At 50.5% G+C, this 13,296-nt stretch carries 11 protein-coding genes and 6 pseudogenes; 12 read left to right on the top strand and 5 right to left on the bottom strand.

Translation table 11 applies throughout. The features are described 5' to 3' along the window. Positions 1–51 precede the first annotated feature (51 nt). Positions 52–678: a response regulator transcription factor gene (locus ACWWJF_RS26685; RefSeq protein WP_455871398.1), complete on the bottom strand. Its 627-nt coding sequence runs from the start codon at positions 676–678 to the stop codon at positions 52–54. Positions 679–1,188: 510 nt separating this feature from the next. Between ACWWJF_RS26685 and ACWWJF_RS26680 the strand changes: the two genes are divergently transcribed. From ACWWJF_RS26680 to ACWWJF_RS26645, 8 genes and pseudogenes are all read left to right on the top strand, one after another. Then, positions 1,189–1,883 (top strand): IS1 family transposase gene (locus ACWWJF_RS26680; RefSeq protein WP_455871397.1). Its coding sequence is split into 2 segments (ribosomal slippage): positions 1,189–1,432 and positions 1,432–1,883, totalling 696 coding nucleotides; the frame shifts between segments, so codons are not numbered across the junction. A gap of 52 nt (positions 1,884–1,935) precedes the next feature. Next, entirely contained in the window at positions 1,936–2,166 is a 231-nt protein-coding gene (locus tag ACWWJF_RS26675; RefSeq protein ID WP_455871396.1) for a hypothetical protein, read from the top strand. Between the two features lie 203 nt (positions 2,167–2,369). Further along, a pseudogene (locus ACWWJF_RS26670) lies at positions 2,370–2,528 on the top strand (DUF542 domain-containing protein); the annotation flags it as partial. A gap of 124 nt (positions 2,529–2,652) precedes the next feature. Beyond that, positions 2,653–3,984 carry an IS4 family transposase gene (locus tag ACWWJF_RS26665; RefSeq protein ID WP_455871395.1) on the top strand — a complete coding sequence of 444 codons (1,332 nt, stop codon included), beginning with the start codon at positions 2,653–2,655 and terminating at the stop codon, positions 3,982–3,984. A gap of 168 nt (positions 3,985–4,152) precedes the next feature. Further along, a pseudogene (locus ACWWJF_RS26660) lies at positions 4,153–4,641 on the top strand (helix-turn-helix domain-containing protein); the annotation flags it as partial. Positions 4,642–4,821: 180 nt separating this feature from the next. Further along, positions 4,822–5,103: pseudogene (locus tag ACWWJF_RS26655) on the top strand (IS481 family transposase); the annotation flags it as partial. Between the two features lie 56 nt (positions 5,104–5,159). After that, positions 5,160–6,194 (top strand): IS630 family transposase, encoded by a 1,035-nt coding sequence (locus ACWWJF_RS26650; RefSeq protein WP_455871493.1) that lies wholly within the window; start codon positions 5,160–5,162, stop codon positions 6,192–6,194. After that, positions 6,195–6,473 (top strand): annotated as a pseudogene (locus tag ACWWJF_RS26645) (integrase core domain-containing protein); the annotation flags it as partial. It lies immediately after the preceding gene. Between the two features lie 50 nt (positions 6,474–6,523). Here the strand turns inward: ACWWJF_RS26645 and ymcF are convergent. The 4 genes and pseudogenes from ymcF to ACWWJF_RS26625 form a co-directional block, all read right to left on the bottom strand. Further along, positions 6,524–6,721, bottom strand: a complete 198-nt coding sequence (gene ymcF, locus ACWWJF_RS26640; RefSeq protein ID WP_455871492.1) for a cold shock small protein YmcF — start codon at positions 6,719–6,721, stop codon at positions 6,524–6,526. Between the two features lie 17 nt (positions 6,722–6,738). After that, a complete protein-coding gene (gene cspE / locus ACWWJF_RS26635) occupies positions 6,739–6,939 on the bottom strand; it encodes a transcription antiterminator/RNA stability regulator CspE (protein ID WP_455871394.1) in 201 nt (66 codons plus the stop codon). Positions 6,940–7,305: 366 nt separating this feature from the next. Beyond that, a pseudogene (locus ACWWJF_RS26630) lies at positions 7,306–7,749 on the bottom strand (IS3 family transposase); the annotation flags it as partial. Positions 7,750–7,929: 180 nt separating this feature from the next. Next, positions 7,930–8,654 (bottom strand): annotated as a pseudogene (locus tag ACWWJF_RS26625) (IS3 family transposase); the annotation flags it as partial. A 202-nt stretch (positions 8,655–8,856) separates the two neighbouring features. On the opposite strand from ACWWJF_RS26625, the gene hypC reads away from it, so the two are divergent. The 4 genes from hypC to ACWWJF_RS26605 all read left to right on the top strand — a co-directional run bounded on the left by hypC (position 8,857) and on the right by ACWWJF_RS26605 (position 13,217). After that, positions 8,857–9,126 (top strand): HypC/HybG/HupF family hydrogenase formation chaperone, encoded by a 270-nt coding sequence (hypC, locus tag ACWWJF_RS26620; RefSeq protein WP_455871393.1) that lies wholly within the window; start codon positions 8,857–8,859, stop codon positions 9,124–9,126. A gap of 84 nt (positions 9,127–9,210) precedes the next feature. Further along, on the top strand, positions 9,211–11,130 hold the full coding sequence (locus ACWWJF_RS26615; RefSeq protein WP_455871491.1) for an FTR1 family iron permease: 1,920 nt from the start codon (positions 9,211–9,213) through the stop codon (positions 11,128–11,130). A 50-nt stretch (positions 11,131–11,180) separates the two neighbouring features. Continuing rightward, positions 11,181–11,711: an iron transporter gene (locus ACWWJF_RS26610; RefSeq protein ID WP_455871490.1), complete on the top strand. Its 531-nt coding sequence runs from the start codon at positions 11,181–11,183 to the stop codon at positions 11,709–11,711. Positions 11,712–11,792: 81 nt separating this feature from the next. Next, on the top strand, positions 11,793–13,217 hold the full coding sequence (locus ACWWJF_RS26605) for a Fe-S-containing protein (RefSeq protein WP_455871392.1): 1,425 nt from the start codon (positions 11,793–11,795) through the stop codon (positions 13,215–13,217). Positions 13,218–13,296: the final 79 nt, after the last annotated feature.

Genomic DNA, 13,296 nt, shown 5'->3' with positions numbered 1-13,296 from the left:
CGTCATTCCAGGCTTTCACCGAAGATGACAAGGGGTAAAGTGACTTTGCCATCAGACTGAGGACGCCCTGTGCGTCCTTTGTCTTTTCTGCTTGAAATAGCAGGAAAGGTTCTCGGCGGCGATACTGTGTAACCACTCGTGGAGATCTGCATGGTTTTTCAGCATCAACTTCTGCATCGCGTGATTACGGTATGCGCTGATGGCTTTAATTGATATTCCGGATAGCTCACTGATTTTAATGTTATTTAGTCCCTGTTTGTAGCCCCATAATACCTCCCGCTCGCGTGGACTGAGGCACTGCACGATATTATATTGCTGTACGTGGGATGGAATCCCAGACGGTAAAGGGCTGGCAACAAAGGTATTTAACAACGCGGACAGCGTTTCTGGTGGATCGCCTAGCGCCAACTGTCCGTCTTCATAACCACAGCAGAGCGTGTTCTTCTGCTTTACCAGCAAGAAAAGTAAGGTAGCACGCCGTTTTCGGCTAAATTGACGCCACCAGCGCGGTGCGTGCTGAGTCGCTGTGGTGAAAATAATATCCGCTTGCTCAAGTTGCTCAGTGGTATATTGAATATTTACCTCAAGTTTTTGGGTATGGAACCATTGATGGATGAGGTATCCAAGGGCGACAGTAAAATAGCGATCAAAATGAAGGAGTACAACAGTTCTTTCCATCGTCTAGTACCTATTTAACCGGTTGTTCCCGAAAAAATGTCTGCATGGGCAAATGCACCTGGATTCTATGTAGGGTGAATACATTCATCGATGGTGAGTTAATAAATGATTGATGTAAAAACTTCCTTGTGTTTATTTTATTATCTGGTTTTATGAAAATTTATGTTTGCAGATTAATCTTCCTCTTGGTCTCTAGCCCCTTGTATTAATATTTAATAGCATGGTTTTCTCTAATGTCCATTTTTTTCGTTTAGTCGTTGTGTAACTGTTATCCTTTGAAATTACACTCATTGTAACCGTGCGACATCCGTAGCAAAACATATGAATAGTAATCATTTTCTTAAAATGAAAACGGTTGTGAGATTTATATCCTTTTTGTTCTATGATGTGCCTTTTCTTTTTCTGAAGAGATAAAAGTGAAAGGTATTCATTGAGGTTTTCAATGGTAATCGGGTAATGCCTTCAAATAGTTGGCTTTTGTGATATTCTGCCGCTATTTGAGGTTTCCACGTGGTTACTGTTTTTGTTCATTGCCCTCGCTGCCATTCAGATAAAGTTTATCGACATAGCCTTAGTCCAACTAAGCGCGAACGCTTCCGGTGTCAGTGCTGTCGCCGTGTATTCCAGCTTACCTACCGCTATGAAGCGCGAAAGCCGGGAGTCAAAGAGCAGATCGTTGATATGGCCTTCAACGGTGCCGGTGTTCGCGATACCGCCAGAACGTTGAAAATCGGCATCAATACGGTCATCCGGGCTTTAAAAAGCTCTCGCCCCGCAGGATAACGTCTTCTCCCGTTGCTCACGCCGACGTCGCCCTTATCTGTGAACTTGATGAGCAATGGAGCTTCGTTGGCAGTCAGGCGCTACAGCACTGGCTCTGGTACGCTTACAATACCAAAACGGGCGGTGTTCTGGCCTACACTTTTGGCCCCCGAACCGATGAGACCTGCCGTGAATTGCTGGCTCTGTTGACACCGTTCAACATCGGCATGATTACCAGTGACAACTGGGGCAGCTATGCAAGAGAGGTTCCGAAGCAGAAACATCTGACTGGCAAGATCTTCACGCAACGCATAGAGCGCAATAACCTGACGCTCCGTACCCGCATTAAACGACTGGCGCGTAAAACGATTTGCTTCTCGCGCTCCGTCGAGATCCACGAAAAAGTTATCGGAGCCTTCATCGAAAAACACATGTTCTACTAATTGGAGTCATTACCGAAAACTGGATAGGGTTGATGGTGCAGATCTAAAGTACATGTATGACTATCATTACCGAGCAGAAACGCTGGCGCTTTATCAGTACATCCGCGTCATTTCCTGTTACTCAGCAGATGGATCAAACCCTTTGGGTCAACAAATTGCCAACGCTTTCAAACGAGAGACGAAAACGTTTTCTGGTTATGTCGATTCGTTAAGTCCAGAATCGATTGAAGAAAAAAGTTTAACCACGCGTTCAAAAGCGAAGGCAATACCCAGATTGATCTGAACCGCTTACTCACCAATACGGGCAGGAGTTTTGTGCGGAAAACGCTACCGAAGGAACCAGAAAAGCAACAGCTCTGGTCTGGGTATCACCCAGTTAAATTTAACCCTAAATGACCCCCTCTGCGTACCTCTTTTTAGCTATATCCATCACAATAAGATGTATTTAAAATACATCTTATTGTTTTTGCCGCTGAGGGTCTTATCATGCATTACCGCGATCGTACACTGGGGGAACTGGCCATCGCCATTCCTCGCGCTACTGTACTTTTCCGTGAATTTAATCTCGATTTTTGCTGCGGCGGCAAACAAACGCTGCTGCGTGCTGCCAACAAACTGGAGCTGGATATCGAGGCACTTGAAGCCACCTCGTTATACACAAGTCCGCAACGCCTTATATGCCAAGGGTTAGCGGGCTGAAATAGGCAGCCGGTGGGGTTGTAAATGAAGTGAAACCGACGTGTACTATCGCCATTTACGGCGCTGAAAAATGACACGGGATTCAGATGGCTGGGCACACCAAGAACTGGAAGGGGTAAATCTTGGTGACACGAGGCTCAATAAGCGTGCCAAAGGGCTTTTGATACGGCTGGCTGAGAATCCGCAAGCCAGCATTCCGCATGCGTGCCTCGGATGGTCTGAGACGCTGGGTGCTTACCGCTTCATGGAGAACCAAGCATTCGAATGGCGAGACATTCTGCAACCTCACTGGCAGCGTACGCAGGAAAGGATCCGAGAACACGAGGTTGTGCTGTGTATCCAAGACACTACCGAGCTTGACTTCAACGGGCAGCAAATCCAAGGCTTGGGTCCTTTGAACTACGAAGCCAGGCGTGGTCTGTACCTGCATCCGACCTACGCGGTCAGTCCGGATCGCGTGGGGTTGGGCGTACTGGATGCGTGGATGTGGGCAAGAGAGCCGAAGGATGCAGACGGAAAACGCGATGGGCTCAAGGAGAGTACGCGCTGGCTCGAGGGATACGAGCGAGTTGCTGAACTCGCCTCGGAGTTGCCAAACACACGTCTGGTGTACTTAGCCGATCGCGAAGCGGATATCAAGGCGTTGATGCAGCTCGCTGATGACCTTGGCACTCCGGCTGACTGGTTGATCCGCTCGACTCATAATCGCAGTCTGGACTGTAATGAGAAGCTTTGGCAGAAGGTTGGAAAGACCGTGCCGGTGGGAGAAATCCAATTCGTTATGGCGGCTCGCGCGGGGCAGAAGGCGCGTACGGTGAAACAGGCGCTGCGCGTGAAGCGAGTGTCGCTGCGTTGCGGGTTGGCAGTGACTTGTGTGATAGCCAAGGAAATTGAGCCGCCAGCAGGCGTGAAGCCGGTCGAGTGGCGGTTGCTGAGCAATCGCGTACCTGAAGGACGAGAAGATATCGTGGAGCTGATCGACTGGTATCGGGCTAGATGGGAAATCGAGATGTTCTTCAATGTGCTGAAGAACGGCTGCTGTGTCGAAGCGTTACAGTTATCGACCGTGGATCGCATTGAGCGGGCATTGGCGCTGTTCATGATCGTGGCATGGCGCATCGCCTATTTAATGCGTATGGGACGAACCTGTCCAGAGCTGGACGCAATGTTGTTCTTTGATTCCGACGAGACTCATGGAGCTTACCTACTGATGAACAAGCGTATGCCCAAGGGCCGCCCTAAGCTAAACGAAGTATTGCGCTTAGTTGCGCAACTGGGAGGCTTTCTTGCTCGAAAAGGCGACGGTGAACCAGGCGCAAAAACTATCAGGAAAGGCTTGCAGAAAGTCATGGCGGCCGCCGAAACGCTACGCGCGCTCAGGCACGAACAGAGATGTGTATAACGAGGTGAGCCTAGGTGTGGTTTCATTTATACAGAGGTTTTTATTCTGAAATTATCAGGAATAATGTGTATTAGTCGCGACTTGATCTGACACTGGACCTTGAAAGGTTGAGAGTTACCGGTTTTGATATGGGTGTCGAATCCTTATACAAAACACGAGGTAACTCTCATGCTTCATACTAACAATCCCATCATCAAACACAAAGCCGGCCTGCTCAATCTCGCCGAAGAACTCGGTAACGTATCAAAAGCCTGTAAAATCATGGGGGTGTCACGCGACACGTTTTATCGCTATCAGGAACTGGCGGCAGAAGGCGGCATTGACGCTCTGGTTAACCAAAACCGCCGGGTTCCCAACCTGAAAAACCGTGCTGATGAAGCCACTGAACGTGCGGTTGTTGATTACGCCATTGAGTTCCCGGCTCATGGCCAGCACCGGACCAGTAATGAGCTGCGTAAAAAAGGCGTCTTCATTTCTGGCAGCGGTGTGCGCTCCATCTGGCAACGACACGATCTGGAAAACTTTCGTAAGCGCCTGAAGGCACTTGAGGAAAAAGTTGCCAGAGAAGGCATTGTACTTACTGATGCTCAAATCGCTGCACTGGAGAAGAAGGCGCACGACGACGAAGCCTGTGGTGAAATAGAGACTGCTCACCCGGGTTATCTCATATCGTTATACACATCTTTTGGCCATTTTTTGAACAGGATGCTCAGAACCCCGTGAATTAAGGCATTCAAGCCATCCCATTGGCTTTTTGAGGTTCAAAATGCCACTCTGAGATAAACCCGTAACTCATTGATTAAACAGTGCGTTAGAAAGATGTGTATAACGATATGGGGTTATCTGGGGTCGCAGGACACCTTCTACGTGGGTAATCTGAAAGGTGTTGGCCGTATCTACCAGCAGACGTTCGTGGATACGTACTCGAAAGTGGCGCACTGCAAGCTTTACACGAGTAAAGCACCGATCTCTGCCGCCGACCTGCTCAATGATCGCGTGCTGCCGTTCTACGAAGCTCAGGGGCTGCCAATGCTAAGAATACTGACGGACAGGGGGACGGAGTACTGCGGTAAAGTGGAACAACATGACTATCAGCTGTACTTGGCTATCAACGATATATACTCGTAATCATTGAAGATGCTTGATTTTCCATGAACAATACCCATTTCATGGTTATGAACATTCATCCCACTGAAGAGCAGAAAAAAAAGTTAAGGAATCTTCACCAAACAAGTCGTGACCATCATGTGCGCGATCGGATACGGTGTGTCCTATTGTCTGCCGATGGCTGGACGCCAGGAATGATTGCACAATCGCAACTTATTCACGAAACCACGGTACGCCGTCATCTAAATGATTGGCTAAAGGGTGAGAAACTTGCGCCTGAGAATGGCGGCTCTGATAGTCATCTCAGCGAAGAGCAAACCGCTGAACTCACCACATCTCTGACGAACAACCTTCTTCCCACTACACAGGCTATCATTGAACAGGTTGTTGATTGGTGGGGTATCCGCTACACCGTTCCGGGAATGACTAAATGGCTGCACCGCAACGGCTTCAGTTATCGAAAGCCTGTCGGTATCCCACATAAATTCAGTGCAGCAGCGCAGCAGGCGTTTGTGGAAACCTACAACGAGCTGAAACAAAAAGCCGGTGACGATGAACCCATCCTGTTCATCGATGGCGTCCACCCGACACAGGGAACAAAACTGGCATATGGCTGGATGCCTGCGGGGAAAAAATCTCAGCCAGTGGAAACCACCGGTAGTCGTACCCGTCTGAACATCATGGGAGCCCTGAACCTGAACGACATCGGCAGCACGGTGGTTCGGGAGTACGACAGCATCAACAGTCTCAATATCGCCCGCTTTTTTATCGCCATCCGGGAAACTTACCCGATAAGACAGAAGGTGCATATCATACTCGACGGAGCGGGTTACCACCGGGCGGAGCTGGTGAAAAAGTGGGCATATGTGATGAATATCGACCTCCACTATCTGCCGCCTTACAGCCCGAATCTGAACCCGATAGAAAGACTGTGGAAAGTGATGAATGAAAAGGTGAGAAACAACCGCTACTTCGCTTCACCAAAGGCGTTTCGGCAGGAAATACACCACTTCTTCCGCAATATATTACCGGGACTGGCAGGGGGCTTGTCGCGCAGGATTAATGACAACTTCCAGACGCTGAAAAATGCAACTTCAAGTTAATCGAGTATAGACCATACGAAAACGAAAGCGATGTCTCCGCAGACAAACGGTATCTGCGAGCACTTCCATAAAACTATTTTGCAGGATTTTTATCAGGTTGCGTTCCGTAAGACGTTATACGAGGACCTAGAAAGTCTACAAAAGGATCTGGACAACTGGTTGTGGCATTACAATAATGAGCGAACTCATCAGGGTAAAATGTGCTGCGGGCGTACGCCAATGGCCACGTTACTTGATGGTAAACGAGTCTGGGCAGAAAAAAATCTGAACCAGATTTAATCTGACAGACACCTGTATAAATAACCGGTAACTGTCAGATCAGGTCTGAGCTAATACAAATAATGTGCCAATGATGTTGGCGTTTTTATTAGCTGTCCTGTGTGCATGGCGCTGTTGCTTTCCACTTGCATGACGGATTTGCAAAAAATGCATTTCGCGCCATGCGGGTTCCACGGTGAAACGTCAAAATGCGACGTTCTGTATTGGGAACCGTGACAACACGGACATTTTAAAAATAATGTAGAAATAACGAACCTATCCTTACTTACAGCGCAACCACGTTCGCGGCTGCTGGGCCTTTGGGGCCATTTTCAATCGAAAATTCAACTTTCTGACCTTCATCCAGAGTGCGGAATGCGTTGCTCTGAATTGCAGAAAAATGAACAAAAACATCTTTGCTACCGTCAGTCGGGGAAATGAAGCCAAAACCCTTCTCTGCGTTGAACCATTTTACTAAACCAGTCATTTTGTAGACATATCTATTACCTTCTTAATGAGCCTTTCGGCGAATAGGGCTTGAGAACAGGATGGAATCAGAGCGTAAAGATGAAACTCAAAAAGAAGGGGTATCGAGGATAACTCTTAGATAGCACTTAGATGTGAGAACTGCTTTAGTAAACTGAGTTGATCATGTCTGCTTATCAAACCGACGCGTTTATTAACGCACAAAATGCCTGGCATTGCAAGTGGTATCAAGAAATCCTGTTTTGCGCTCTGGCGATGGCACATGCAACGCGAGCGCGAAGGTTGCATAGAAAATGTTTGTTCAACAAGATATGCCTCGACAACTCAGCATGAATATCCATCACAAATAAAATATTAAGTGTAGTGGTCAACTAATATTGGCCACCGCATTAGACTGTATGTAGAACAGTCGCTCAGATTCGTTTGGAGTTAAGCCGCCGTTATACCAGTGAGGCCGGATAGCGCTGTAATACCCCGTGATGTAGCGGATAATCGCGTCCTGGGCTTCGCTGAAGCTGTTGTAACCCTTTGTCGGCACCCATTCTGTCTTCAGGCTGCGGAAGAACCGCTCCATTGGCGCATTATCCCAGCAGTTACCCCGCCGACTCATACTCTGCTTTATCCGGCAGCGCCACAGGGCTTGCCGGTATTGACGGCTGGTATAGTGGCTGCCCTGGTCGCTGTGGAACATGACTCCTGTTGGTTGTCCCCGGAGTTCCCAGGCCATCTGCAACGCTTTAACTGTCAGCGCCGAGTCCGGCGACGTCGACATGGCCCAGCCCACCGGTTTGCGGGCGAACAGGTCTAGCACATATCGTTATACACATCTTTTGGCCATTTTTTGAACAGGATGCTCAGAACCCCGTGAATTAAGGCATTCAAGCCATCCCATTGGCTTTTTGAGGTTCAAAATGCCACTCTGAGATAAACCCGTAACTCATTGATTAAACAGTGCGTTAGAAAGATGTGTATAACGATATGGGTCTAGCACCACCGCAAGGTAAGCCCAGCATTTGCCCGTCCAGATGTAGGTCACATCGCCGCACCAGACCTGATCCGGCGCGGTAACCGCGAACTGGCGGTTGAGATAGTTCGGTATTTCAACGTGTTCATTGCCGCCGCGTTTGTATTTGTGAGCCGGTCGCTGGCAGCTGGCGATACCCAGCTCCTTCATCAGCTTGCCAGCCAGCCAGCGCCCCATTTTGACACCAGAGCTGCCGGTGACGATGGTCGCGATACTTCGAGCGCCGGCAGAGCCGCCGCTGGCGTTCCAGGCTTCCATGACGCGACTACACTTAACCACGCGCTCACCGTCGGGTTCATTAGCGGAAGCCTGCCAGTGCCTGTAGCTGCTGCGATGTACCTCAAAAGTTTGGCACAACGCCGTGACCGGGTATCGCGCCCTCAGCCTGTCGACTACCGTGAACCGTTGAGTGAGTCCGACATTAAGAGCGCCGTAGCCTTTTTTAGGATTTCGTTCTCCATTTCAAGGCATTGGACTTTTTTCTTCATCTCACGCAGCTCGAGCTGTTCAGGGGTAAGAGGAAGTCCCGTTGGCGTTTTTCCCTGTCGTTCAAGGCGAAGCTTATTGACCCAGCGACTAATGGCAGAATGGCTGACATTAACCGCCTCTGCGGCCTTAACGTATGTGTAGCCGTGGTCGACAACCAGCTTTGCGGCTTCGAGCTTAAATTCCGCCGTAAAATGTTTACCCATGAGGTCACCTGTCGTGTTGATGAGGTGAGCATATCACCTCCGATCAGGTGGCCAGTATCAGTGTGCCACTACACCACTACAATGACAGGGTATATCGGTGAGTATTGCGAAAGGATCAATGAAAGCATTGATGGTGTCGTTGGCCTGAATCTTGCTAAATCGAATACACCGCAGCCCGTACTACTTAAAAAGGATCATTATCATGTGTCTCGGCATTCCCGGAAAGGTCATCGCACTGGCCGACAACGTGCAGGATACAGCGTGGGTAGATGTATGCGGCGTTAAGCGTGAAGTGAATGTTGCGCTGGTGGCGGATGGCGTTGAGGTTGCCAGCCTGATCGGCAGTTGGGTGTTGGTACACGTCGGATTTGCCATGAGTCGGCTGGATGAACAGGAAGCGTTCGACACGCTGGCAGAACTGCACCAAATGGAAGAGGTAGAGCACGATGTTACAATATTTCTGAAACAGTGAGCCCTTTTGTGATTTACGTTAAGAAATGTAAATGTTAAAACGTGATAATGAAAATAACTCTCATTGTCGATGACCATCGTACTTATGTCTATTTGGCAGAAATGTTTGACTGTACTGTTTTTTATGTTCTCCAGTTTGTCGGTGTTAGCCGCAACGGATTATAGCACCTTCATCCATGATATTCAGGGCCGCCTGGATAAGACCGCTGAACTCTACCAGCAGCAGAAGCCGGATGAAGCCCGTACCGAAGTCCAGATGGCCTACTTCGAGGTGTTTGAGAACCTGGAAGGGCCGATTCGTATCAACATCTCCGCGCAGAAAAGCTATCAACTGGAAGCCACCTTTGGTGAAATTCGCCGCATGATTGGCGAAGGTAAGCCGCAAGCCGACATTCAGGCCAAGGTGAACTGGCTGAAAGGCGAGTTGGATAGCGTGTTGCCGGTGTTGACTGACGGTCACAAATTAGTGGCGCAGGAGCAGCACGGGGCTTATGGCAACAGCGATATCGCCCTCTACTGGCAGCAAAGTTTCAAAACCATTGACGATGGGTTGGCACAAGCAGTGGCTGACTATCAGGCGGGCGACTATCAGAAAGCCAGTCAAAGCGTACAGCTGGCACACTATCAGGGATTTAAAAACTCCGAGATGGAAATGTCGATGCGCCAAAACCGCTCTTCGCAGCAAGCTGCCTCGATCAACCAGCAATTCAGCGCACTGATTGCGCTGACCGCTCAGCCGGATCAAATGAGCGAAGTGGCTTATCGGGTCACCACGCTGTTGCAAGATATCGAAGATGTGCTACCGGGCTTGCCCACCACCCGTGACGACCAGCCGGTATCAGCGGCACCGGATAGCGGTATCGCTGGCGCTGACGTCCCGTATGCGGACTGGGCCAGCGTAGTGAATAACATCAACCAGGCTATCGCAGCGGCGATTGCGCAGTATGAAAGCGGGCAGGCAAAACCGGCCATTATGGCGGTGCAGGATGCCTACTTCGATCTGTTTGAAGCCAGCGGTATGGAGAACAAAGTCGGCTCGCGTGATTCCGCATTCAAATCCAAGCTGGAAGGCTACTTCACCCGTATGGTCAGTATGATGAGCGCCGGACAGCCGGTTTCTGAGCTGCATGCGCAGGCCGATGCGATGCAACAGGACTTGGCTAACGCGGTCACTATGCTGGGCAGTGGCAGCGAAACTCACTGGAGCCTGCTGATTTACAGTCTGTTGATCATCGTGCGCGAAGGGCTGGAGGCGCTGCTGATCGTGGCGGCCATCGTCGCCTATCTGGTGAAAAACAATCACCATGACAAGCTGCTGTTGATCCGCCAGTCGGTGTATGTGGCACTGGTGTGCAGCGTATTGACCGCCGTGTTGTTCCAGATGTTGTTCAGTAATTCCGGTGCCAGCCGTGAATTGCTGGAAGGGTTCACCATGCTGATTGCGGTGGTGATGTTGTTCAGCATGAGCTATTGGCTACTGTCGAAAGTCGAAGCCCGACATTGGAAAGCGTATCTGGAAGGAAAGCTGTCGCACTCCCTGAGCAGCGGTTCGGTAATCGGTTTGTGGCTGACCAGCTTCCTGGCGGTGTACCGCGAAGGCGCGGAAACGGTACTGTTCTACTTTGCGTTAGTGGGGGATGCCAGCAACGTGGCGGGGCACCTCTATATTTTGGCAGGCTTCCTGATTGGTTGCGTGATATTGCTTATCGCTTATCTGGTGATGCGCTTTACCGTAGTCAAACTGCCGCTGAAACCCTTCTTCATGTTTACCGGCTGTTTTATGTACCTGATGGCGTTTGTGTTCGTCGGTAAAGGGGTACTGGAGTTAATTGAAGGCAAGCTGTTTGAGCCGACGCTGTTGACGTGGGTTCCGGAAATCAGCGTATTGGGGATCTACCCCTACGTCGAAACGCTGATACCGCAAGTCGTATTGGTGTTCGCTGCTCTGGCTGCGCTGTGGATTATGCGTCAGCGCGCTGAGACGTTCGAATACGGGAAGCAATGATAAGCAAAAATCAAAAACAACATGATATTGATGATATGAGGATGGGTTTGATGAAGATGCAAAAAAGTTTGATTGCCAGCGCGATTATTGCCGGAGTATTAACGGCACCTGCCGCGTTCGCGTTTACCGAACATCCGGCTGGCGAGCCGATCACCATTAACGAACTGGAGATCGCTGCGCTCTACTTGCAGCCAATTGACATGGAACCGCGCGGCATGGGTCTGCCAGCGGCTAAATCCGATATTCACCTGGAGGCCGATATCCACGCTGTGGAAGGTAACAAAAACGGTTTCGGCGCAGGCGAATGGATTCCGTACCTGACCATCGCTTACACCCTGGTGAACACCGATACCGGTGCCAAACAGGAAGGGACCTTCATGCCGATGGTGGCGAGCGATGGCCCGCACTACGGTGCCAACATCAAAATGATGGGCGTAGGTAACTACAAAGTGACCTACCACATTGAGCCACCGTCAAAAGCCGGCATGCACCGCCATACCGATGGCGAAACCGGTGTTGGCCGCTGGTGGAAACCGTTTGATGTCAGCTATGACTTCAAATACGTTGGTCTGGACAAATAATTCGATCCTGAATTGCGTAAGGCCGTTACGGAAACTCCCCCTGCCGCCCTGGGCGCGGGGGGCTTCGCCTGAGTGTGCGTTATGATTCATTTTTTTGTTACCGTGCTACAAGCGTTTTTAAGTGTTGCACTGCTGTTAGGGCTCCACTGGAGTCACCGTTCTGCTCCTCGTCTTCGCCCGCTAGTGTGGACCACGCTACTGGCGTTGCTGGTCGGTACGTTGGTGGGAATTCGCCTGCCTTCCAGTCAAACCGTTCAACTCATCTTTACCCTGATTCAACTGGTCGCGCTGGCGCTGTTTTTACTGAGCCAATTCACGCAGAGTAGCAAACTCGGCTACCTCTGGCAGGGGGTATTGATCATCGGGGCCGCCGTGCATTGGGGCTACGATCCCAATCTGACGGCACTGACTACCACTCATGTGGTGAACACCGATTTACTGTTAAATATCAGCGCGGTGATTCTGGCCTTTGGTTGGGTCGCTTTTAGTGCTGTGCTGTGCAGCATGATGGTGCGGCGTTTACCGCGTCTGCGCTGGCCGCTACTGCTGCTGCTGGTGGCATTGCTGGTGCTGCCGCTGAGCGGCGGTCTGATGTTACTGTTGATGAAGCTGCAAGCGCTGGGTTTGACCAAACCGCGCCTGAGCTTTGTGGCGCGCGTCACCAATAACGGCGCGGCGCTTAACTATTTCTGCGCACTGCTGTTGGCGCTGCTATCGGCCGGTTTCATGTTGCCGTTGCTGAAAACCCGTCAGCAGATGCAGGCAACCGATGAGGCTATAGCCAAGCGCAAGGCAACGGCTGATTACCGGAATACACGCCGGACCTTTACCGCCGCGTTGCTGGCGCTGCTGGTGGTGGCGCTGGGGCAGCTTTATTTGGACAAAGTGGCATCGCAGCCTCCGCGCTTATCGGAAGCGCAACCCGTAACACTGGGCCCGGATGGCAAAGTGCATATTCCTATCGAGCAGGTGCGTGACGGCAAACTGCACCGTTTTGTCTGGATTGCTGATGACGGCAAAGCCGTTCGCTTCTTTGTGATTAACCGCTATCCCGACCGACTTCGCCTTGGCGTGGTGTTTGATGCTTGTCTGCTGTGTGGCGATCAGGGTTACGTGATGGAAGGCAATCAGGTGATTTGTGTGGCTTGCGGTGTGCGGATCTTTATTCCTTCCATCGGTAAAGCCGGTGGATGTAACCCGGTACCGATTGAAGGCTGGAGCAACGATGACAACGAACTGGTGATCAGCTACGCGTCGCTGGCGGTGGGAGCGAACTACTTCACCACGGTGGTTTCCATGGATGTGGTGGATCCGGTTGACGGCAGCAAGCTGACCAACCTGAAAGCCGAGCACAAATACCGCTATGCCGGGAAGACCTACTTCTTTGCATCGGAAGCCAACTACAACAAGTTCCGTGACAATCCCCGCAGCTTTGTGACAGCACACCCAGCGGGTAATACCGAGTCTGCGACGGATAACGCCGCAGCGGACGAGGAGGAAATGTAATGAACGCATCCCACCTCTTTAAGCGCGGAGCAGAATGATGGTTGAAAGAGTGAAGTCGGCAGGTGTGGAGCCTCGCAGA

The sequence above is a fragment of the Symbiopectobacterium sp. Eva_TO genome, from assembly GCF_053848865.1.
Note: the sequence above shows the minus strand (reverse complement) of the source record. Positions and strands in the feature narration are given on the sequence as shown.

Bases quoted from the DNA above. Each gene is read 5' to 3' on its own strand.
- ACWWJF_RS26605 (WP_455871392.1), top strand. From the start codon at position 11,793: ATGATTCATTTTTTTGTTACCGTGCTACAAGCGTTTTTAAGTGTTGCA.
- ACWWJF_RS26650 (WP_455871493.1), top strand. From the start codon at position 5,160: ATGAACATTCATCCCACTGAAGAGCAGAAAAAAAAGTTAAGGAATCTT.
- ACWWJF_RS26685 (WP_455871398.1), bottom strand. From the start codon at position 678: ATGGAAAGAACTGTTGTACTCCTTCATTTTGATCGCTATTTTACTGTC.
- ACWWJF_RS26610 (WP_455871490.1), top strand. From the start codon at position 11,181: ATGAAGATGCAAAAAAGTTTGATTGCCAGCGCGATTATTGCCGGAGTA.
- hypC (WP_455871393.1), top strand. From the start codon at position 8,857: ATGTGTCTCGGCATTCCCGGAAAGGTCATCGCACTGGCCGACAACGTG.
- ACWWJF_RS26615 (WP_455871491.1), top strand. From the start codon at position 9,211: ATGTCTATTTGGCAGAAATGTTTGACTGTACTGTTTTTTATGTTCTCC.
- ACWWJF_RS26665 (WP_455871395.1), top strand. From the start codon at position 2,653: ATGACACGGGATTCAGATGGCTGGGCACACCAAGAACTGGAAGGGGTA.
- ACWWJF_RS26675 (WP_455871396.1), top strand. From the start codon at position 1,936: ATGTATGACTATCATTACCGAGCAGAAACGCTGGCGCTTTATCAGTAC.
- cspE (WP_455871394.1), bottom strand. From the start codon at position 6,939: ATGACTGGTTTAGTAAAATGGTTCAACGCAGAGAAGGGTTTTGGCTTC.